Raw genomic sequence first — 20,376 nt, 5'->3', positions numbered from 1 at the left:
AAGACAAGATGGCGGGGAAGGCTTTCGGCTTGATGTCCGAGGAGGATGTCGATCGTCAGGCCGAGGATGAGGTTCTGGCCGAGGCCCGCGATGTCGTCGCCGCGCTGGATATCCGTCTCCAGCAGATGCGGACCGGCGACCTGGACGGTCGGGAAGCCGCCCGGCTGCTTCTTCTGGATGCTTCGAACCTGCGCCTGAAGGCTCGCGCGGTCAGCATGGCGGGGCTCGGTCCGCTGACGCACCGGCTGGAGGATTACCTGGCGGGACTTCCGGCGCTGGGCGCGGAGCATATCGACGATCTCCAGACCTTCTCCGACAGGATCGCCGCGGTGCTGGACGGGGAGGCGGTCGCCGAAAGCGAGGTCGCCGACGTCGTCCGCCATCTGCCGGCGAAGCGGACTTTCGAGATCGAGGATGTCACGATCTCCGAGGTCGAGGTCACGCTGGTGATGGGCCAGCGTTCCGCGGCCCGCGTCGTGGAGCGGGAACTGGCGGCCTGCGGCTATCGCGTCTCCACCGTCCTCGATCCGTTCGAGGCGCTGGCGCTGATCGTGGAGACGAAGCCCGATCTGGTCATCACCGCCATGGTGATGCCGAGGATGAGCGGCGTCGACCTCGCCTGCGCTCTATCCGCCATGCCGGCGACGAAGAAGATCCCGGTCGCGGTGCTGACCAGCCTGAGCGCCGACCATCCTGATCTCGCCGCCCTGCCGATGAATGCCGGTCTGATCCGGCGCGGCCCCAGCTTCGGCGACGATCTGGCTCACGTGCTCCAGCGGTTCACGATCACCTGAATTGATTTACAGCGCGTAGTCCGGCTCTTCCCCATCCAGGATGCGCTTCAGCGCCTGGAAATGGTGTCTGGCCTGTTCCGCCCCGGTTGCGGCGATCTGGGAGGCGGTGAGGGCGGCGAGCTTTTCCGGAACGCGCTTCAGCGGCCTGCCGGTCGAAAGCGCCAGCACCTGGTTCTCGGCCGCACGCTCCAGATAATAAAGGTCGTCGAAGGCCTCCCAGATGCTGGCGCCCAGCACCATCACACCGTGATTGGCCATGAACATCACCGACTTGTTGCCCAGCGCGCGGGCGATCCGGTCGCCTTCGCCCTCGTCCAGCGCCAGCCCGTTATAGTCGTCGTCATAGGCGATGCGGTCATGGAAGCGCAGGCCGTTCTGGTTGATCGGCTCCAGCCGCGGGTCGGCGAGTGAGGTCAGCGCCGTCGCGTAGGGCATGTGGGTGTGCAGGACGCAGCGGGCGTGCGGCAGCGCCAGGTGCAGCCTGGAATGGATGAAGAAGGCCGTCGCCTCCGGCGGGTCGCGCCCATCCTCCACGCTGCCGTCGGCGTTGACCAGCAGCAGGTCGGACGCCCTGATCTCCGACCAGTGCAGCCCGTAAGGATTGACCAGGAAACGATCGCCCGAAGGCGACACGGCGACGCTGAAATGATTGCAGATACCTTCATGCAATCCCATCCGCACAGCCCAGCGGAGGGCGGCGGTGAGATCGGTGCGCGCCTGACGAATATCCGGATCGTCCATCTGTTCTTCCCTGTTTATTGAGGCGGCGAGGATAGCGGCCGCACGCCGGTTTTCCCAGCCGCCACAGCAATTTCCCTTGGCCGCTGGGCCCTCCCGTGCGACGCGTTGAGCGGAGGGTTCGCCGCATGCCCATGGATTCCACGGCCGTTTTTGAGATCGACGCATCGCTTGTGCGCCGGCTGATCGCCAAGCAGTTCCCTCAATGGGCAGGCCTGCCGGTCCGGCCGGTGAGGTTCGGCGGGCATGACAACAGGACCTTCCATCTGGGCGACCGGATGACGGTTCGGCTGCCGAGCCACGCAGCCTATTCGGCGCAGGTAGAGAAGGAACATCGCTGGCTGCCGAAGCTGGCGCCGCTGCTGCCTCTTCCCATCCCAACGCCGCTGGCTATGGGCGAGCCGGCGGAAGGCTATCGCTGGAGATGGTCCGTCTATCGATGGCTGGAAGGCGAGACGGCGGAGCAGGGACGGATCGACGATCCGAAGCAATTCGCGCTGGCGCTGGCGGAATTCCTGATCGCGCTGATGAAGGTGGACGCCACTGGCGGGCCGCCGGCCGGCGCACACAATTTCCATCGAGGCGGACCGCTGACGGTCTATGACGGCGAAACGCGGCGGGCGCTGGCGGCGCTTAATGGGCGGATTGATACCGACGCAGCTAGAGCTGTATGGGAGTCCGCCCTGGACGCCTCGTGGCACGGCGAACCCGTCTGGTTCCATGGCGATGTCGCCGGCGGAAACCTGCTGGTCAAGGATGGGCGGCTGACAGCGATCATCGATTTCGGCACGTCCGGCGTCGGCGATCCCGCCTGCGACCTGACGGTCGCCTGGACATTGCTGGAAGGGAAAAGCCGAGACGTGTTCCGGACCGCCCTGCCGCATGACGACGCGACCTGGGCGCGCGGCCGTGGCTGGGCATTGTGGAAAGCGCTGATTACACTTGCCGGACATATCGACGCCAATCCAGCCGGCGCGGCGAAGGCCCGGAAAGTGATCGAGGAGGTGCTGGCCGATCACGAAAGGGCGGCGAGCCGCCATCCCTCCGCATAGGCAGCCAATGCCGGAAGAGGCGGCGGATCGACGGGCCGGAGTGGCGCTGACCATTGCGGTCCGTGGTCCCGGAACAGCAGCGATGCGGCGCCGATCGACGTTCCCTCGGTTTCCGAGGAAACCCGCACCGGCTGGCCCGGCCGGAGGGCGGCCATCAGCTCCGCGAACCAGGGGCGGTCGGCGAACCCGCCATCGATGACGATCATGTTGCGCGATCCTATGGCGTCCAGCGATTGGTCAGCCATCAGCGCCACGTAGAGCATGGCCAGTGCGATCCGCTCAACGTCGTTGGCGGGCGGCGGACCCACGACACGGCCGCGACCGCCCGCGCCGGGAACGGGACCACCGCTCTCGGTGAAGGCCGGCAAGGCCATCGCACCGTTCTCCATGATCCGGGAAAGCGCGGCCAGTATCTCCGGGCGCGAGGCCGATGCCGGTCCGGCCAGCAATTCATATTCCCGCCCGATCATGAAGCGGGCGCAGGCGACGGGGCGGCCCGCGAAGTCGATATTGACGTTGGTGTCCCGCGCCGGATCCAACTGCCGCAGCGGTTGGGCGGCGTTGAAGCTGATGAGCCAGGTGCCGGTCGACATCAGCGTGAAATCGTCAAAGCCGGCCGCGAGATAGCGGGCATAGTTCGCGTTGCTGTCATGAATGCCGCAGAGGACGGGCGTGACCGCTGGCAGGCCCGTGATATCCGCGATGGCCGACAGCAATGTGCCCGCGATATCTCCGGCCGGCCTGAGCGGGGGCACAAGCCGATCCCAGCCATGCCGCTTGGCGAGGGAGGAGAAATCAGACCGTTCCGGCGCCCAGAGATGGGTCTGCGCGCCCAGCGAGGTGATCTCCCCCGCCGCCACGCCTGTGAGCCGCCACGTCCAGTATTGCGGATAGGTCAGCAGGTGCCGGGCCCGGGCGAAGCGGCCCGGCCATACCTGCTGCTGCCAGTGAAGCTGGCGGGCGAGCGTCAGGCCGGCGGGATTCGTCGGCGCGAAGACCTCCTCGAAGGGCGGGGCGATCTCCGCATAGGACGCTTTCACCTTCGGTGGCGGATCGGCCTCGTAATCCAGAACCGGCAGCGCCAGCCCGTCCTCGTCGATCAGCGCGGCGGCCGATCCGTAGGTCGTGGGCACGATGGCCGCGATGGCGTGTCGTCTGGCTAGAATCGCCAGCGATTCCAGGAACCAGTCCCAGACCTCATCCACCGGGATGTGCGGATAGGGCGGACCGTCGACGACGCGATTGCGCCGCGACAGATGCTCGACCACCCGGCCGTCCTCCGAGACGAGGACGATCTTGAGGTTGGTCTTTCCGATATCCAGGACGGCGATCGTCTTGGGGCGACCTTCGATCATGCCCGCGATCATAGATCACGCGGCGGCCCTTGTTGAACGTCTTCCGTGCGGCGGCTACAGTCCTTGGCCACCGCCCCCATTCGATCGACGGTCATGCCCAAATCCAAACATCAGAAACTTCGCCGCGCCATCGTGGATGCGTGCCGGGAAATGAACGCGCTGGGCATCAACCAGGGCACCAGCGGCAATATCAGCGCGCGGGCCGATGACGGCTTCCTGATAACGCCGTCGGGCATTCCCTATGAGGAGATGGAGCCGGACCAGATCGTCCCCATGGACATGGAGGGCGGCTATCACGGGGATTATCTACCTTCCAGCGAATGGCGGATGCATTACGACATCTTCCGCAACCGTCCCGATGCGGGGGCCGTCGTCCATACCCATGCGGTCTTCGCCACCGCGATCTCCTGCCTGCGCCAGGGTATTCCGGCCTTTCACTACATGATCGGCGTCGCTGGCGGGACCGACATCAAATGCGCGGATTACGCGACCTTCGGCACACAGGCGCTGTCGGACAGAATGCTGAAGGCGCTGGAGGGCCGAACGGCCTGCCTGCTGGCGAACCACGGCATGATGTGCCTGGGGCGGGATTTGAAGAAGGCGATGTGGCTGGCCGTCGAGGTCGAAACGCTGGCCAGGCAATATTGGTATGCCTCTCAGATGGGCGACCCGGTCATCCTGGACGATGCCGAGATGACCGATATCCTGGCCCGCTTCAAGACCTACGGAAAGCAGGCGCACGAGTTGAAGCCGGGGGAGGCTCTGGCGGTGGAGCCGCCACCACGGCGGGACGCGCCAAAATGACTCCTGCCGCGATGCCGACGGGCCTGCGGCTGTTCCTCGACAGCGCCGATGTCGAGGCATGGCGGCGCTGGCTGCCGCTTGGCATCTTCTGCGGCGTCACGACCAATCCGACGCTGCTGCAAAGGGCGGAGGTGCCTTGCACGCCGGACGCGCTGAGGCGGCTGGCGGACCAGGCCTTCGCGCTGGATGCGCCGGAAGTCCAGATGCAGGTCTGGGGCGAGGACGCGGCGTCGATGGTCGCGGCCGGAACGCTGTTGGCTGCCTTCGATGAGAGGGTCGTCGTCAAGGTGCCGGTCACCCGGGAAGGGCTGATCTGCGCCCGCGAACTGGCGAACGAGGGCACGGGCGTCACGCTGACCGCCCTCTACGCCCCCCATCAGGCGCTGCTGGCCGCCGCCGCGGGCGCACGCTACGCCGCCCCCTATCTCGGCCGGATGAACGATGCCGGCCGGCAGGGCGAGGAGGATATCGCCCGGATGGAAGAGATGCTGGCGCGCACGGGCAGCGAAACGAGGCTGCTGGTGGCCAGCCTGCGATCGGTCGACGATCTGGTGCGGCTGGCCGTGCGCGGGATCGACACCTTCACCATCTCCGCCGCCGTCGCAGACGCGCTGCTGGTGGAGCCGTTGACGGACAAGGCGGTGGCGGATTTCGAAGCCCATGCCCGCGCCATGGGAGCAACAACCCCTCCATGATCGTATCCTGCGGCGAATCGCTGATCGACTGCGTGCCGATGAGCGGCCGCAACGGCGAATCGGGATTCAGGCCGTGCGTCGGCGGATCGCCCTACAACGTCGCCATCGCAACGGCGCGGCTGGGCGGACCGGCGGGTTTTCTCGGGCGGATATCTACGGATTTCTTCGGCGACATGCTGGTGAGCGCGCTGGAAGCCAACGGCGTGGACCGGCGCTTCGTCGTCCGGCGCGACCAGCCGTCGACGCTGGGTTTCGTGAGCCTGGAGGATGAGGAGCCGCAATACGCCTTCTATTCCAACGGCGCGGCCGACCGGATGCTGGAGGCGGAGGATATTCCGGCCGCTTTCCCGGCGGATGTCGAATGCCTGCAGTTCGGTTCGATCTCCCTGATGCAGGAGCCGGCGGCGACGACGCTGGAGAGCCTGATGCGGCGTGAGCATGGCCGGCGGACGATCGCTTTGGACCCCAACATAAGGCCGCGCCTGATCGCCGACAGGGAAGGCTACGCCCGCCGGCTGGAGGGTTGGGTGGCGTTGGCCGATCTGGTCAAGGTCAGCCGTGTGGATCTGGACTGGCTCTATCCCGGCGAGGCGGTGGAGGGAATCCTGGAGCGTTGGCTGGCTGCCGGCCCGCGCCTGATCGTGGTCACGATGGGCACGGACGGCGCCCTGGGCGCGACGGAGAGACTGATCGTGACCGTGTCGGGCGCGAGCATCCGGTTGGTCGACACCGTCGGCGCAGGCGACACCTTTCACGGGGCGCTGCTGGCCCGGCTGCATGAACTGGGCGACCTCGAGGCCGATCGGCTGGGCGCGATCGGCGAGGGCGACCTTCGCGATGTGCTCACCTTCGCCAACCGGGCGGCGGCGGTGACATGTTCCCGCCAAGGCAATGATCCACCCAGATTGCAGGAGCTGGCCGCGTCATGAGCGTCAGGATCACCGATCTTCGCATCCGGGATATCCGGTTCCCGACCTCCCGCCACCTGGACGGATCGGATGCGATGAATCCCGATCCCGATTATTCGGCCGCCTATGTCGTGCTGACGACCGACCGGGAGGGGCTGGAAGGGCACGGGCTGACCTTCACCATCGGACGCGGCAATGAGGTGGTGGTCGCCGCGGTGAAGGCGCTGGCGCCGCTGGTGGTCGGACGAGATCTGGACGAATTCACTACCGACATGGGCGGTTTCTGGCGTCACATCACCGGCGACAGCCAGCTTCGCTGGATCGGGCCGGAGAAAGGGGCGATCCATCTGGCGACGGCGGCGGTCGTCAATGCCGTCTGGGACCTCTGGGCGAAGGAACAGGGCAAGCCGGTCTGGCGGCTGGTGGCCGACATGTCGCCGGAGGAGTTCGTCCGACTGATCGACTTCCGTTACATCACCGACGCGCTGACCCGCGAGGAGGCGCTGGACATCATGGCCCTTTGGGCGCCGACGAAGGCCGACCGGATCGCGGAGATGGAGAGGGCGGGATATCCCGCCTACACCACATCGGCGGGCTGGCTGGGCTATCCGGACGACAAGGTGCGGCGGCTGTGCCGGGAGGCGCTGGCGGAAGGGTGGACCCACATCAAGATCAAGGTCGGCGGCGATCTGGACGATGATGTCAGGCGCTGCGCCATCGTGCGGGAGGAGATCGGGCCGGACCGCAAGCTTATGGTCGACGCCAACCAGAAATGGGACGTGCCGACGGCGATCGCCTGGATGCACCAGCTCGCCCCCTACGATCCCTGGTGGATCGAGGAACCCACAAGCCCGGACGACGTGCTGGGCCATGCCGCGATACGCCAGGCGGTCAGGCCGATAGGCGTGGCGACGGGCGAACACTGCCAGAACCGGGTGATGTTCAAGCAACTCCTCCGGGCCCAGGCGATCGATTTCTGCCAGATCGACAGTTGCCGGCTGGGCGGGATGAACGAGGTGCTGGCGGTGCTGCTGCTGGCGGCCAAGTTCGGCGTACCGGTATGCCCCCATGCCGGCGGCGTCGGCCTCTGCGAATATGTCCAGCACCTGTCGCTGATCGACTATATCTGCGTGTCCGGCGGTCTGGAGAAAAGGGTACTGGAATATGTCGATCATCTGCATGAGCATTTCGTCGACCCGGTCGTGATGAAGGGCGGGCGCTACATGCCGCCGACCGCGCCCGGCTATTCCATCACCATGAAGCCGGCAAGCCTGGACGCCCATGACTATCCGGGCGGAAGCGCGTGGATTTCCGAACGATGATAGAGGATTCCCGGAACATGCTCTCCCTGATCCTGAACATCCTCTGGCTGCTGTTCGGCGGCATTGTGATGGCGGCGGGCTGGCTGCTGGCTGCCGTCATCATGGCGATCACCATCATCGGCATTCCCTGGGCGCGGGCCTGCTTCACCATGTTCGTGTTCACGCTATGGCCGTTCGGACGAGAGGCCATCGACCGGGAAGTCCTGACGGGCCGGCCGGATCTGGGAACGGGGATGGCGGGCGCCATCGGCAATGTCATCTGGCTGGTCCTGGCGGGAATCTGGCTGGCGCTGGGCCATGTGCTGGCGGCGATCGCCAGCGCGATCACCATCATCGGCATCCCCTTCGCCATCCAGCACCTGAAGTTCGCCGGCCTGTCGCTCTGGCCGATCGGCAAGGCGGTGGTCGATCGGGAAGTGGCGGCTGAGGCAAGACGGCGGGCCGCGACGATGCAAGTTCGAACAGCGGGTTAGGATGGACTTCGATGCATCCGGATGAAGTCTCTGAGGAAGAGATCCCATACGGCATAACCTGAGGCCGCGCCGGCCATCAGGAGCCAGAACGGGTCCTGCTGCGTGATCTCGAAGACGAGCCAGCCCAGGCAGACGAGAAGGACGAGCACCCGCCGATAGAGCGGCCGGAACCAGGGATGGTAGGACGGTTCAACCGGAGTCGTCATCGGAAGGTACCGGCCGGACGGAAGCCGCGTTTATAGTATCGAGGATCAATCATCTTATAAACCGAGGCACCATGGGCGACAGGTTGAAGGGGAAGAAGGCGCTGGTCACGGCCGCGGGGCAGGGCATCGGCGCCGCGACGGCGCGGGCCTTTGCTGACGAGGGCGCCCGCGTGGTCGCGACGGACATCAACGAGGCGAAGCTGGCCGATCTCAACGCCGTGCCGGGTGTCGTGACTGGGGTGCTGGACGTGACAGATGCCGCCTCCATCGCGGCCATGGCCGAGCGCCATGGCGATATCGACATCCTGTTCAACTGCGCCGGTTTCGTCCATCACGGCACGATCCTGGATTGCGACGAGGCGGCATGGGATTTCTCCAACGACCTCAATGTCAAGTCGATGTACCGGATGATCCGGGCGTTCCTGCCGGGCATGATCGCGCGCGGCGGGGGCAGCATCGTCAACATGTCCTCCGTCGCCTCCAGCATCAAGGGCGCGCCCAACCGCTTCGTCTACGGCACGACCAAGGGCGCTGTGATCGCGCTGACCAAGGCCGTGGCGGCGGATTTCGTCGGCAAGGGCATCCGCTGCAACGCCATCTGCCCCGGCACCGTGGAGACGCCGTCGCTGCAAGGCCGGATCGCGGCCCAGGGCGACGTGGAGAAGGCGCGGGCCGCCTTCATAGCCCGCCAGCCGATGGGCAGGCTGGGCACGGCGGAGGAGATCGCGCATCTGGCCGTCTACCTGGCCTCCGATGAATCCGCCTACACGACCGCGTCCGCCGTCGTGATCGACGGCGGCTGGTCGATGTAACCGCGCCTCATCCGGAGGCTTCATCCGGGGAAGGCGACGGTCTTCTGGCGCTGTTCGCCAAGCCCCTCGATGCCAAGGCGCATCTCCTGGCCGGGCTTGAGGTAGACCGGCGGCTTCTGCCCCATGCCGACGCCCGGAGGCGTGCCGGTGGAGATGATGTCGCCCGGCATCAGGCTCATGAACTGGCTGAGATAGCTGACAAGGTGGGCAACGCCGAAGACCATCGTACGTGTGGAGCCGTCCTGATAGCGCCTTCCATCGACCTCCAGCCACAGCTTCAGATCCTGCGGGTCCACCACCTCGTCCCGCGTCACCAGCCACGGCCCGATCGGGCCGAACGTGTCGCAGCTCTTGCCCTTCACCCATTGGCCGGAGCGGTTCATCTGGAAGTCCCGTTCCGACAAATCGTTGACGACGACGTAGCCCGCAACGTGGGAGAGGGAGTCCGCCTCCGAGACATGGAGGGCGCGCCGGCCGATGACGATCCCCAGTTCGACCTCCCAATCGGTCTTCTCCGATCCCTTGGGGATGGTGACGGGATCGTCCGGCCCCTGAATGGCGCTGGTCGCCTTCATGAAGATGATCGGCTCCGGCGGCACCGTGGCCCCGGTCTCCGCCGCATGGTCGGAATAGTTAAGCCCGATGCAGAGGAACTTGCCGATGCCGGTGAGCGGCGGGCCGAGGCGCGGATTTCCCGGCACAACCGTCAACTGCTCCACATCCAGCGCCGCCAGTCGCGACAGGCTGTCGGGCGACAGGGCGTCGGGCCCGATATCGTCGAGATGGCCGCTCAGATCCCGCAGCTTTCCATCGGCATCGATCAGTCCGGGACGCTCCTGGCCGGCTTCTCCGTAACGCAGCAAACGCATGGGTCTGGTTTCTCCCTAAAAGGTGAGGGCGCCGGCGGCGGGGTCAGACCCAGCCGCCGTCGATGATGAAATTCTGGCTGGTGATGCCGGCCGAATCGTCGCTGGCAAGGAACAGCGCCAGCCGCGCCACCTCGTCCGGCATGATATGCCTTTTCAGGCATTGCGCGCCAAGAACCGTCGCCTCATATTCCGGCGTCATCCACATCGCCTTCTGCTTTTCGGTCAGGACGGCGCCCGGCATCAGGCAATTGACCCTGATATTGTCGCCGCCCAGTTCGCGGGCGAGAGATCGCGTGAGGCCGACGATGGCGGCCTTCGCCGTGGCGTATGCCGGCCGCCCCGCTTGGCCTATCCGCCAGATGATGGAACCGACATTGAGGATGACGCCGCCGCCGGCCGCCTTCATGCCCGGCGATATGGCCTGCGCGGCGAAGAAATGGTGGTTCAAATTGACCGCCAGCCGGGCGTTCCAGTCATCGGGCGTGACCGACGGTGTTGCCTGACTGCTGTCGTCGGCGGCGTTGTTGATCAGGATGTCGATGGCGCCGATCTCTGCCGCCAGTTCTGCGATCGCTTCCTTGAGAGCGGGAATGTCCGTGACGTCGGCGCGGCGATAGGCCGGGCGGGAGCCTTTGGCGGCCTGCTGGACGGTCTCGGCCGCACCGTCATCGATATCGATGAACCCGACCCGCGCGCCTTGGGCGGCGAAGGCCGCGACCATCGACGCGCCGATCCCCGACGCGCCGCCGGTGATCAGCACGGACCTGCCCCGCAGGCTCGGATAGTCGGCGAAGCCGGTCACCTTGTCCTTCCTCTTTTAGGAGACCTGACCCTGCCCCGGTGAAAGGCGCTTTTCAAGCGGCGGTGCGGCCGGGATTGGATCGATGCAATCATTCCATTGCGGATTGACGCCATAGGTTTAGAGTTTTGAACCAATTCATTTGAAGAAATTGACGCGCCCGATTGGCGAAGGAATAGAGACAATGTGGATTCCATCCCTGAACGATCGGCCGGGTCCGAAATATCTTCGCATCGCCGACGCTCTGGCGGAGGATGTCTATGCCGGCCGGCTGCTGGCGGGTGACCGGCTGCCGACCCACCGGGACCTGGCCTGGCGGCTGAGCGTCACGGTCGGCACCGTCAGCCGCGCCTATGCAGAGGCGGAGCGGCGGGGACTGGTGGTCGGGGAAGTCGGCCGCGGGTCGTTCGTCAGGCCCGGCGCGCGATCGGCGGCCACCCTGGACATGCCGAGCGAAGGAACCCCGCACGCGTTGGAACTGGGGATCAATCGCCCGCCCTCCCATCTCAATGCGCCGGAATTTGCCCAGGCGCTGGCCGAATTGTCGCGCAGCAATGATGTGGCGCAGCTGATGAACTACCAGGCGCATACTGGGCGCTGGGAACATCGCGTCGCCGGGGCGGAATGGATCGCCCAGCGCGGCCTGCGGGTGGATGCGGACCAGGTCCTGCTGACCAGCGGCGCGGAGCACGCGATCGCCGCCGCACTGATGGGGCTGACCGACCCGGGCGATTCCATTCTGGTGGAGGAACTGACCTGGTCGGGCGTGCGCGCGCTGGCCAGCCTGCAGCGCCTCAGCCTCAAGCCGGTGGCGATGGACAGGCACGGCATGATCCCCGAAGCGTTCGAGGCCGCATGCAAGACCTCCGGCGCGCGCATCCTCTACACCATGCCGACCATCCACAACCCGACCACGGCGGTGATGCCGGACGAGCGGCGGCGGGCTATCGCGGCGATCGCGCGGACCTACGGGGTCACGATTGTGGAGGATGATGTCTACGGCTTCGTGGCGCCCGATGCGCCGGCGCCGATATCGGTCTACGCGCCTGAGAGGTCGATCTATGTCACCACCTCGTCGAAGAGCCTCGCCCCTTGTTTGCGCGTGGGCTTCGCGGCGGTGCCGCTGGACCGGATCGGCCGGCTCAGCGCCGCCAGCCGGGCGCTCAACTGGATGGCCCCGCCGGTGGAGGCGGAGATCGTGTCCCGCTGGATCCGCGACGGCACTGCCAACATCCTGTCCGCGCGCATCCTGAAGGAGGTGCAGGCGCGGCACGAGGTGGCGATCGAAATGCTGGATGGGTTGGACTACCAGATGTCCCCCGGCAGCTTCCATGTCTGGCTGTCGCTGCCGGAGCCGTGGCGGGCGCAGGATCTGGTTGCCGCCGGCAGAAGAAGGGGCCTGTCGATGACGTCGACGGAACTGTTCGTTCCCGGCCGGATGGAGACGCCGCACGCCGTCAGGGTCACGGTCTGCGCGACCAGGGACCGGGAGGAACTGGCGCGCGGCCTGTCGACCCTGACCCGGACGCTCGCGGAATCTCCCGAACCCTGTCTCGCCGTCGCCTGATCGGAGCCTTCGCACCCATGAACATTCTGTCCATCCAGTCCTCCGTCGCCTATGGCCATGTCGGCAACAGCGCGGCGGTCTTCCCGTTGCAGCGGCTGGGCTTCGGCGTGTGGCCGGTCATCACGGTGCATTTCAGCAACCACACCGGCTATGGCCAGTGGCGCGGCCCGGTGCTGCCGGCGGCGGACATAGCCGACGTGATCGCCGGCATTGAGGAACGGGGCGTTCTGCCGTCCTGCGACGCGGTGTTGAGCGGCTATATGGGCGACGTGTCGCTGGGCGAGGTGATTACCGATGCCGTGTCGAAGGTGAAGGCGGTCAACCCGCAGGCCGTCTATTGCTGCGACCCGGTGATGGGCGATGTCGGGCGCGGGTTCTTCGTCCGGCCCGGCCTGCCGGAATTCATCCGTGACCGGGCCGTGCCGCTGGCGGACATCATCACGCCCAACCAGTTCGAGCTGGAGTTCCTGACCGGACGGACGATCGCGACGCTGGCCGACGCGCTGTCGGCGGCGAAGGCCGCGCTGGCGCTGGGGCCGCGGCTGGTGGTAGTCACCAGCCTGATGCGCGAGGACGCGCCCGCCGACACGATCGAGATGCTGGCAGTCCAGGAGGATGGAGCGTGGCTGCTGGAAACGCCGCTGCTGCCGCTATCCGTCAGCGGAGCCGGCGACGCCACGTCCGCGCTGTTTCTTGCGCACTATCTCCGCGACAGGTCGCCGGCGAGCGCGCTTGAGAAGACCGCCAATTCCATCTTCGCCGTGCTGGAGAGAACGGCGGCGGAAGGAGCGCGGGAGATCCAGCTTATCCCCGCGCAGGAGGAGATCGCCCATCCGCCCTCACGCTTCCGGGCGCGGGCGGTGGAGCGGCAGGACGCTTCAGCTTCCGCGGTAGGTTGAATAGCTCCACGGGCTGACCAGCAGCGGCACATGGTAATGCCCCTTCGGATCGGCGACGCCGAACCGTATGGGCACCCTGTCCAGGAAGGGCGGGTCGGGCAGGTGGAGGCCGATTGCGCGGAAATAATCGCCGGCGTCGAAGATCAGCTCATAGGAGCCGGGCTGGAGGGAATCGCCTTCCAGCAAAGGGCTGTCAGTCCGTCCATCGCCGTTCGTCCGCACCACCTTCAGGCTCTTCGACTCCCCGTCATCGTCGATGCGGCGGAGAGTAATGCGCATCTGCGCGGCTGGCCGGCCATGGGCCGTGTCCAGAACATGGGTGGTCAGGCGGCCCTTAACGGGCGCTTCCGCCTCTCCCCATGACGGTTCAGGTTCGATCAGCGCATCCAGCCGAAAGCGGGCGATGCGCGCGATCTGGTCCAGCGCTGTTTCCTTCTCCGATGACGGATCCTGCGACAGCCGCCTTTCGAACGCGTTCAGGATGTCGCCGGCGGTCAGCCCCTTGACGGCGATGATGAAGGGGAAGCCGAACCTGTCGCGATAGGCGCGGTTCAGCCGGTCGAAGCGGTCGTACTCTTCGTCGTTCAGCCGGTCGAGGCCCGCGCCCGTCTGCTCCCCGGCCGAGGAGGCGGTGAGGGAACCGGCTCGCGAAGCCTTGCCCGCAAGGTCGGGGTGAGCCCGGATCAGCTCCATCTGCTCATCCTCGCCGGCCGATCGAACGATCGCGACCATGATGTCGTGAAGCACGCCGATGCTGGAGAAGGGACGGGCCTTCGCCGCACGCTCCGCCACCCAGGGGGAATGTTCGAAGATATCCGCAAGCGCGCGGGCGAATCTGTCGGCGGAGAGGCGGTTAAGTTCGACCAGGCTGACCATAGGAAGACGGTATCCCGCCGCTCCCCGGCGTTCAATCGGCAACGAACTTGACCGATCGGTCAGGGTTGCGCGACCCTTTCAGGGCCGCGAGCATGCGAGGCGGGATGAGCGCTGACGGAACCATTCGTTTCCTGAAGGCCGGCCGGGTCGAGACGGTGACGGATTTCGACCCGACGATGACGGTCCTCGGTTTCCTTCGGGGGAGGGGCCTGACAGGGACGAAGGAGGGCTGCGCCGAAGGAGATTGCGGCGCCTGCACCGTGGTGCTGGGCGAGCCGGAAGGGGATAGCATCCGCTATCGGGCGGTGAACGCCTGCATTCTGTTCCTGCCGACGCTGGACGGAAAGCAACTCATCACGGTAGAGGATCTGAAAGCCTCCGACGGTTCTCTTCATCCGGTTCAGAAGGCGATGGTCGATGCCCATGGCTCCCAGTGCGGCTTCTGTACGCCGGGATTCGTGATGTCCCTCTTCGCGCTGTTCCATGAGGAAAAGGCGGAGATCCATCGCGAGATGGCCTGCCGGGCTCTGGCCGGAAATCTCTGCCGCTGCACGGGATATCGTCCGATCCTGGAAGCCGCCGGCAGGATGACAGAAGGAGGCAGGATAGATCAATTCTCCCTGGCCGAGCCTGAGACCGCAGTTCGGCTGCGCGACCTGCGGCGAGAGCGAAGCCTGTTCCTGAACGGATACCACGCTCCAGCCACGATGGAGGAACTGGGCGGCCTGCTGGCGGACCATCCGGATGCCTGCCTGCTGGCCGGCGGCACCGATGTGGGGCTGTGGGTGACCAAGCAGCACCGGGAATTGGATCGAATCATCTATCTGGGCGGGGTGAAGGAACTGGCCCGCGTGGAGGAAGTCGGCGGGGCGCTTCATATCGGCGCGGGGGCGACCTATGCCGATATATTGCCCTGTGTGGAGGCACGCTTCCCGACCTTCGGCGACCTTCTCGTCCGGCTGGGATCGGCGCAGATCCGCAACTCCGGCACCATGGGCGGCAATGTCGCCAACGGGTCGCCGATCGGCGACAGCATGCCGGCGCTAATCGCGCTCGGCGCGCGGATCGTCCTCAATCGTCGCGGAGAGCGGCGAGAACCGGCGCTGGAGGATTTTTATCTCGACTATCGCAAGACGGCGCTGGAAGCAGGAGAGTTCGTCGAGAAGCTGATCGTGCCGCTCCTGCCGGACGGGCGGCGCTTCGCCACCTGGAAAGTCTCCAAGCGGATCGATCAGGATATTTCCGCCGTCGCGGTTGGGTTCCTTCTGGAATTGGACGACGAAGGCAGGGTCGCCGCCTTCCGCGCTGCCTATGGCGGGATGGCTGCAACGCCGCGCCGAGCGACCGCGGTGGAAGAAACGCTGATCGGTCGGCCTTGGACGCTGGAAACCGTCACCGAGTCCATGGCAGCGCTGGATCGCGATTTCCAGCCCCTGAGCGACATGCGGGCGTCCGACCGCTACCGATCAATGGTCGCACGGAACCTGCTGATGCGTTTCTATCTGGAGACAGCCGAGGGACCGGCGCGGCTGAATGAGGTGACTCATGGCTGACGACCGGCTTCCTGCAGCCCTCCTGGAAGAACCGCCCGTAAGACCCCTGACCGGGCTGGTGACCCGGCCGCTGCCCCATGACAGCGCGATCAAGCACGTTACCGGGGAAGCGATCTATACGGACGACATCACCGAGAGCGCGGGAACGCTGATGGCGTTCATCGTCACGTCGGAAAAGGCCCGTGCGCGGATCGTCGGCATCGAGGTCGAAGAGGCGCGGAGAATGCCGGGGGTCCACGCGGTCCTGACCTATGAAGACGTGCCGGGAGAGGTCGATATCGGCCCTGTCTTTCCGGGCGATCCCGTGCTGGCGGTCGACAAGGTCGAATATGTCGGCCAGGCGGTGGCAGTCGTGGCGGCGGAGACGCTGGAGGAGGCGCGGGCGGCGGCCGGAAAGGTCCGGATTCTTTATGAGGAACTGCCTGCGATCCTGACGGCGGAGGAGGCGCTGGAGGCGGGCTCCTTCGTGTCGCCTAGCCTGACGATGAGGATCGGCGACAGCGCCGCCGCGCTGGCCCGGGCGCCCCGGCGGCGACAGGGAACGCTGACCATCGGCGGCCAGGATCATTTCTATCTGGAAGGACAGATCGCCTACGCCCTGCCGGGCGAGGATGGCGACATTCTCTGCCATTCCTCCACCCAGCACCCGTCGGAGGTCCAGCATCTGATCGCCAGGGTGCTGGGCCGCCCGGACCATGCGGTGACGGTCGAGGTGCGGCGGATGGGCGGCGGCTTTGGCGGCAAGGAGACGCAGCCCGCACTGATCGCCTGCCTGGCGTCGTTGCTGGCAGCCTGCACCGGACGGCCGGTCAAGCTGCGGCTAGACCGCGACGACGACATGGTCATCACGGGCAAGCGGCACGATTTCTTTATCCGCTACGATGTCGGTTTCGATGATGAGGGCCGGCTGTGCGGTATCGAAATGGATCTGGCGGCGCGCTGCGGCATGTCGCCGGACCTGTCCAACGCCGTCGTCGATCGGGCGATGTTCCACGCCGACAATTGCTATTTCCTGGGCGACGCCCGGATCACCGGGCATCGCTGCAGGACCAACACGGTCAGCAATACCGCCTTCCGAGGGTTTGGCGGCCCGCAGGGCATGGTGGCTATCGAGCATGTGCTGGACGAGGTGGCGCGAATCCTGGGGCTGGACCCGCTGGACGTCCGCCGCCGGAACCTCTACGGCACTGCCGACCGCAACCTCACCCATTACCATCAGCGGGTGGAGGACAATATCGCGCCGGACCTGATCGACCGGCTGGAGAAGAGCAGCGATTACCAGGCCCGGCGCCGCGCGATCGACGCGTTCAACGCCGGCAGCCCGGTCTTCAAGCGCGGCATGGCGCTGACGCCGGTGAAGTTCGGCATCTCCTTTACCGTAACGCACCTGAACCAGGCGGGCGCGCTGATCCATCTCTATCAGGACGGGTCGATCCAGCTTAACCATGGCGGGACGGAGATGGGGCAGGGCGTCTACATCAAGGTCGCCCAGATCGTCGCCGACGCCTTCAGCGTTCCGCTGGAGAGCGTGAGAATCACAGCCACGACGACAGGCAAGGTGCCGAACACGTCCCCGACGGCCGCATCGTCCGGCACGGATCTCAACGGCTTCGCCGCGCTGGACGCCGCCCGGACCATCCGGAACCGGTTGATCGACTTCCTGGCAGGCCAATTCGGCTGCGATCCCGCCAGCGTCATCTTCGCGGGCGGCAAGGTAACGTTCGACGATCGGGAAATGCCGTTCGCCGCGCTGGCGAAGCTGGCCTACATGCACCGCGTGCAGCTTTCGGCGACCGGCTTCTACAAGACGCCGAAGATCTGGTGGGACCGCGCCAAGGCGCGCGGCCGGCCCTTCCTCTACTACGCCTATGGCGCGGCGGTGACGGAGGTCGCGATCGACACGCTGACAGGCGAATACCGGCTGCTACGCACCGATATCCTCCATGATTGCGGCCGGTCGGTGAACCCGGCCATCGACCGAGGACAGGTGGAGGGCGGCTACGTCCAGGGCGTCGGCTGGCTGACGACGGAGGAGCTCTGGTGGGACGAGGAGGGCAGGCTGCGGACGCACGCCCCTTCGACCTACAAGATTCCGACGGCGCGCGACGTGCCGAAGGATTTTCGGGTCGAACTGCTGACCGACGCGCCCAACCGGGAGGACACGGTCCACAAATCCAAGGCCGTGGGCGAACCGCCGCTGATGCTCGCGATATCGGCATATCTGGCGATCAAGGATGCCGTCGCCGCAGCCGCTGACCATAAGATGGTTCCCCACCTCGATACGCCGGCGACGCCGGAGCGGGTGCTGGCGGCGGTGGAGGAGGTGAGAGGCAGGCGGCCATGACGGAGGATTGGCTGGATACACTGGCTGCGGCGCGGGAGACTGGCGAGGCTTGCGTGCTGGTCACGATTGTGGAGGCGCGCGGGTCGACCCCTAGGCCGGCGGGAACGAAGATGGCCGTCTTCCCCGACCGCTTCGCCGGATCGATCGGCGGTGGTGCGCTGGAACAGAAGGCGCTGGAGACGGCGCGGCGCTTCCTCGCCGAAGGGCGCGACCTGCCGTCCTTACGGGAATTCCCGCTGGGGCCGGCGCTGGGGCAATGTTGCGGCGGTCATTGTTCCCTGATGTTCGAGCCGGTCACGCCACCCTCCCGGACGCTGGTGCTGTTTGGCGCGGGCCATGTCGGCCGGGCGTTGGTGCGGGTGCTGGACGGGACGCCGCTCCGGGTGCGTTGGATCGATTCCAGGGAGGATGAATTCCCGGCCGCCGCGCCGGGGACTGTTGCCGTCACCGTGACCTCGATCCCTGAAGCGGAGGTCGCGGCCGCGCCTGCCGGGGCGTTGATCCTCGTCATGACCCACAGCCATGATCTCGATTACCGGCTGGTGGAGGCGGCGCTGGAGCGGGGAACATTCGGCTTTCTGGGGCTGATCGGGTCCGCCACAAAACGGGCGCGGTTCGAGAAGCGGCTGACGGCGCGGGGGCTGGATTCCGGCCGGCTGACCTGCCCGATTGGTTTGCCCGGCGTCGGCGGCAAGCATCCGGCGGAAATCGCCATCTCCGTCGCCGCGCAGATCCTATCCCTTCCCACGGATGAAACCGCGCGATCCGGTCAGGCCGAGGCTTTCGACATTCCGTAGCCCGCCGCGCTGTCGGAGAAGCGGCCCGCAAGCCATGCTTCGAGCCGGACGCGGCCTTCCTCCGGCATGGTCAGGCCCAGCCTGGTCCGACGCCAGAGAACGTCCTCGGCGGTGCGGGCCCATTCATGGTCGACCAGATACCGCACCTCCCTTTCATAAAGCGAGGCGCCGAAATGGATGCCGAGATCATCCATGCTCACCACGCCATCCAGGAAGCGATGGCAGAGCGTGCCGTAGAGGCGGCAGTAACGCTTCGCCAGATCTTCCGGCAGGCAGGGGAAGGCGCTTCGCAGCCCGGCCAGGAAGCGGTCGATGTCGCGGTCGGGGACATCGCCTCCGGGAAGAGGCTCAGCCGCTGTCCAGGCCGGCTTCAACGCTGGCAGGTGCGGGGAGAGTTTCTCCAGCGCATGTTCGGCGAGCTTCCGGTAGGTCGTGATCTTGCCGCCATAGATCGAGAGCAGCGGAGCGTCCCCGCCGGGAGCTTCCACGTCGAACACATAGTCTCGGGTGACGGCCGATGGATTGTCCTGCCGGTCGTCATAGAGTGGCCGGACGCCGGAATAGCTTGAGACGATCTCGTCCGGCGACACCGGCTTGTCGAAGTAGCGGCCGACCGCGTCGCAGAGATAGCGGATCTCCTCTTCGGAAATCGCGACCTTTCCCGGATCGCCCTCATAGACGATATCGGTGGTGCCGATCAGGGTGAAGTCTTCATAGGGGATGGCGAAGATTACCCGGCGGTCGGCGTTCTGCAGGATATAGGCGTGTTCTCCCTCATAAAGGCGAGGGACGATGATGTGGCTGCCCTTGACCAGCTTCAGGCTGGCCTTGCAATCGCGCCCCGCGACATTCTTCAGGAAGCTGTCGACCCAGGGGCCGGCGGCGTTGACGAGGATTTTCGCGGTCACCTCCCGCTCCGCGCCGGTCGTTTCATCGCGCAGGGTAGCGCGCCATTGGTCCTCTTCCCGGCGGGCGGAGACGCAGCGCGTCCGCACCAGGATATCGGCGCCGCGGGCCTGGGCGTCGATAGCGTTCAGCACCACGAGCCGGCTGTCCTCCACCCAGCAGTCGGAATAGGCGAAGCCTTTCGTCATGCGGTCCTTGAGCGGAGCGCCTTCCGGCTCCCGGCGCAAATCGAAACCGACGGTCCCGGGCAGGCTGCGCTTGCCGCCCAGATGATCGTAGAGGAAGAGCCCCAGCCGGATCATCCAGGCGGGACGCAGAATCTTATTGTGCGGTAGCACGAATCGCAGCGGACGGATGATGTGGGGTGCGGCGCGCAACAGCACCTCCCGCTCCGCCAGCGCCTCGCGGACCAGCCGGAACTCGTAGAGCTCCAGGTAGCGGAGGCCGCCATGGATAAGCTTGGAGGATGCCGAAGACGTTGCGCTGGCGAGATCGCTCTGCTCGCATAGCAGGACCTTCAACCCCCGGCCGGAGGCGTCACGGGCGATACCCGCGCCGTTGATGCCGCCGCCGACGATGAGAAGATCGTATGTATCGCTGCTCATTG

Annotated in this window: 20 protein-coding genes and 1 pseudogene; 13 read left to right on the top strand and 8 right to left on the bottom strand. The window is 66.1% G+C overall.

Features of this window, described 5'->3' with window-relative positions; all coding sequences use genetic code 11:
- Positions 1–8 precede the first annotated feature (8 nt).
- Positions 9–794, top strand: coding sequence for a response regulator (locus tag AAFN89_RS01560; RefSeq protein ID WP_347535180.1), 786 nt, complete (start codon positions 9–11; stop codon positions 792–794).
- A 6-nt stretch (positions 795–800) separates the two neighbouring features.
- Here AAFN89_RS01560 and AAFN89_RS01555 read toward each other — a convergent pair whose 3' ends face one another.
- On the bottom strand, positions 801–1,700 hold the full coding sequence (locus tag AAFN89_RS01555) for an aldolase (RefSeq protein ID WP_347535178.1): 900 nt from the start codon (positions 1,698–1,700) through the stop codon (positions 801–803).
- On the opposite strand from AAFN89_RS01555, the gene AAFN89_RS01550 reads away from it, so the two are divergent.
- On the top strand, positions 1,661–2,584 hold the full coding sequence (locus tag AAFN89_RS01550) for an aminoglycoside phosphotransferase family protein (RefSeq protein ID WP_347535176.1): 924 nt from the start codon (positions 1,661–1,663) through the stop codon (positions 2,582–2,584). The two genes, AAFN89_RS01555 and AAFN89_RS01550, sit on opposite strands and share 40 nt — an antisense overlap.
- On the opposite strand, the gene AAFN89_RS01545 is transcribed toward AAFN89_RS01550, so the two are convergent.
- On the bottom strand, positions 2,548–3,939 hold the full coding sequence (locus AAFN89_RS01545) for an FGGY family carbohydrate kinase (protein ID WP_347535174.1): 1,392 nt from the start codon (positions 3,937–3,939) through the stop codon (positions 2,548–2,550). The genes AAFN89_RS01550 and AAFN89_RS01545 overlap by 37 nt on opposite strands.
- 93 nt (positions 3,940–4,032) lie before the next feature.
- On the opposite strand from AAFN89_RS01545, the gene AAFN89_RS01540 reads away from it, so the two are divergent.
- From AAFN89_RS01540 to AAFN89_RS01520, 5 genes are read left to right on the top strand one after another with little or no spacing between them, the layout of a single operon-like run.
- A complete protein-coding gene (locus AAFN89_RS01540) occupies positions 4,033–4,743 on the top strand; it encodes a class II aldolase/adducin family protein (protein ID WP_347535172.1) in 711 nt (236 codons plus the stop codon).
- Positions 4,740–5,438: a transaldolase family protein gene (locus AAFN89_RS01535; protein ID WP_347535170.1), complete on the top strand. Its 699-nt coding sequence runs from the start codon at positions 4,740–4,742 to the stop codon at positions 5,436–5,438. The genes AAFN89_RS01540 and AAFN89_RS01535 overlap by 4 nt, the downstream gene beginning before the upstream one ends.
- Positions 5,435–6,367 carry a carbohydrate kinase gene (locus AAFN89_RS01530; protein WP_347535168.1) on the top strand — a complete coding sequence of 311 codons (933 nt, stop codon included), beginning with the start codon at positions 5,435–5,437 and terminating at the stop codon, positions 6,365–6,367. Before AAFN89_RS01535 ends, AAFN89_RS01530 begins: the two co-directional genes overlap by 4 nt.
- Entirely contained in the window at positions 6,364–7,668 is a 1,305-nt protein-coding gene (locus AAFN89_RS01525) for an L-fuconate dehydratase (protein WP_347535166.1), read from the top strand. The genes AAFN89_RS01530 and AAFN89_RS01525 overlap by 4 nt, the downstream gene beginning before the upstream one ends.
- Before the next feature lie 17 nt (positions 7,669–7,685).
- Entirely contained in the window at positions 7,686–8,141 is a 456-nt protein-coding gene (locus AAFN89_RS01520; RefSeq protein WP_347535164.1) for a YccF domain-containing protein, read from the top strand.
- Here AAFN89_RS01520 and AAFN89_RS01515 read toward each other — a convergent pair.
- A complete protein-coding gene (locus tag AAFN89_RS01515; protein WP_347535162.1) occupies positions 8,138–8,347 on the bottom strand; it encodes a hypothetical protein in 210 nt (69 codons plus the stop codon). The two genes, AAFN89_RS01520 and AAFN89_RS01515, sit on opposite strands and share 4 nt — an antisense overlap.
- A gap of 71 nt (positions 8,348–8,418) precedes the next feature.
- Between AAFN89_RS01515 and AAFN89_RS01510 the strand changes: the two genes are divergently transcribed.
- Entirely contained in the window at positions 8,419–9,159 is a 741-nt protein-coding gene (locus AAFN89_RS01510) for an SDR family oxidoreductase (protein WP_347535160.1), read from the top strand.
- Between the two features lie 20 nt (positions 9,160–9,179).
- On the opposite strand, the gene AAFN89_RS01505 is transcribed toward AAFN89_RS01510, so the two are convergent.
- A complete protein-coding gene (locus tag AAFN89_RS01505; RefSeq protein WP_347535158.1) occupies positions 9,180–10,028 on the bottom strand; it encodes a fumarylacetoacetate hydrolase family protein in 849 nt (282 codons plus the stop codon).
- Positions 10,029–10,071: 43 nt separating this feature from the next.
- Positions 10,072–10,830, bottom strand: a complete 759-nt coding sequence (locus AAFN89_RS01500; protein ID WP_347535156.1) for an SDR family NAD(P)-dependent oxidoreductase — start codon at positions 10,828–10,830, stop codon at positions 10,072–10,074.
- A 181-nt stretch (positions 10,831–11,011) separates the two neighbouring features.
- Here AAFN89_RS01500 and AAFN89_RS01495 point away from each other — a divergent pair, with 181 nt between their 5' ends.
- Together AAFN89_RS01495 and pdxY are read left to right on the top strand one after the other, a co-directional pair.
- Complete coding sequence (locus tag AAFN89_RS01495; RefSeq protein ID WP_347535154.1) at positions 11,012–12,394, top strand: PLP-dependent aminotransferase family protein; 1,383 nt, start codon at positions 11,012–11,014, stop codon at positions 12,392–12,394.
- A gap of 17 nt (positions 12,395–12,411) precedes the next feature.
- The gene (gene pdxY, locus AAFN89_RS01490) at positions 12,412–13,293 is read left to right on the top strand and encodes a pyridoxal kinase PdxY (RefSeq protein ID WP_347535153.1); all 882 of its coding nucleotides are present in this window, start codon (positions 12,412–12,414) and stop codon (positions 13,291–13,293) included.
- Here pdxY and uraH read toward each other — a convergent pair.
- Together uraH and uraD are read right to left on the bottom strand one after the other, a co-directional pair.
- On the bottom strand, positions 13,273–13,572 hold the full coding sequence (gene uraH / locus AAFN89_RS01485) for a hydroxyisourate hydrolase (RefSeq protein ID WP_347535515.1): 300 nt from the start codon (positions 13,570–13,572) through the stop codon (positions 13,273–13,275). The two genes, pdxY and uraH, sit on opposite strands and share 21 nt — an antisense overlap.
- A gap of 111 nt (positions 13,573–13,683) precedes the next feature.
- Positions 13,684–14,169 (bottom strand): annotated as a pseudogene (uraD, locus tag AAFN89_RS01480) (2-oxo-4-hydroxy-4-carboxy-5-ureidoimidazoline decarboxylase); the annotation flags it as partial.
- Between the two features lie 104 nt (positions 14,170–14,273).
- Here uraD and xdhA point away from each other — a divergent pair.
- From xdhA to xdhC, 3 genes are read left to right on the top strand one after another with little or no spacing between them, the layout of a single operon-like run.
- Positions 14,274–15,722 (top strand): xanthine dehydrogenase small subunit, encoded by a 1,449-nt coding sequence (gene xdhA, locus AAFN89_RS01475; RefSeq protein WP_347535151.1) that lies wholly within the window; start codon positions 14,274–14,276, stop codon positions 15,720–15,722.
- Positions 15,715–18,066: a xanthine dehydrogenase molybdopterin binding subunit gene (gene xdhB / locus AAFN89_RS01470; protein WP_347535149.1), complete on the top strand. Its 2,352-nt coding sequence runs from the start codon at positions 15,715–15,717 to the stop codon at positions 18,064–18,066. The genes xdhA and xdhB overlap by 8 nt, the downstream gene beginning before the upstream one ends.
- Positions 18,063–18,863: a xanthine dehydrogenase accessory protein XdhC gene (gene xdhC / locus AAFN89_RS01465; protein ID WP_347535147.1), complete on the top strand. Its 801-nt coding sequence runs from the start codon at positions 18,063–18,065 to the stop codon at positions 18,861–18,863. The genes xdhB and xdhC overlap by 4 nt, the downstream gene beginning before the upstream one ends.
- Here the strand turns inward: xdhC and glpD are convergent.
- A complete protein-coding gene (gene glpD / locus AAFN89_RS01460) occupies positions 18,836–20,374 on the bottom strand; it encodes a glycerol-3-phosphate dehydrogenase (protein ID WP_347535145.1) in 1,539 nt (512 codons plus the stop codon). The two genes, xdhC and glpD, sit on opposite strands and share 28 nt — an antisense overlap.
- Between the last annotated feature and the right edge of the window lie 2 nt (positions 20,375–20,376).

This window comes from Inquilinus sp. CAU 1745, from assembly GCF_039839375.1.
Lineage (GTDB): Bacteria > Pseudomonadota > Alphaproteobacteria > DSM-16000 > Inquilinaceae > JBDOQU01.
Note: the sequence above shows the minus strand (reverse complement) of the source record. Positions and strands in the feature narration are given on the sequence as shown.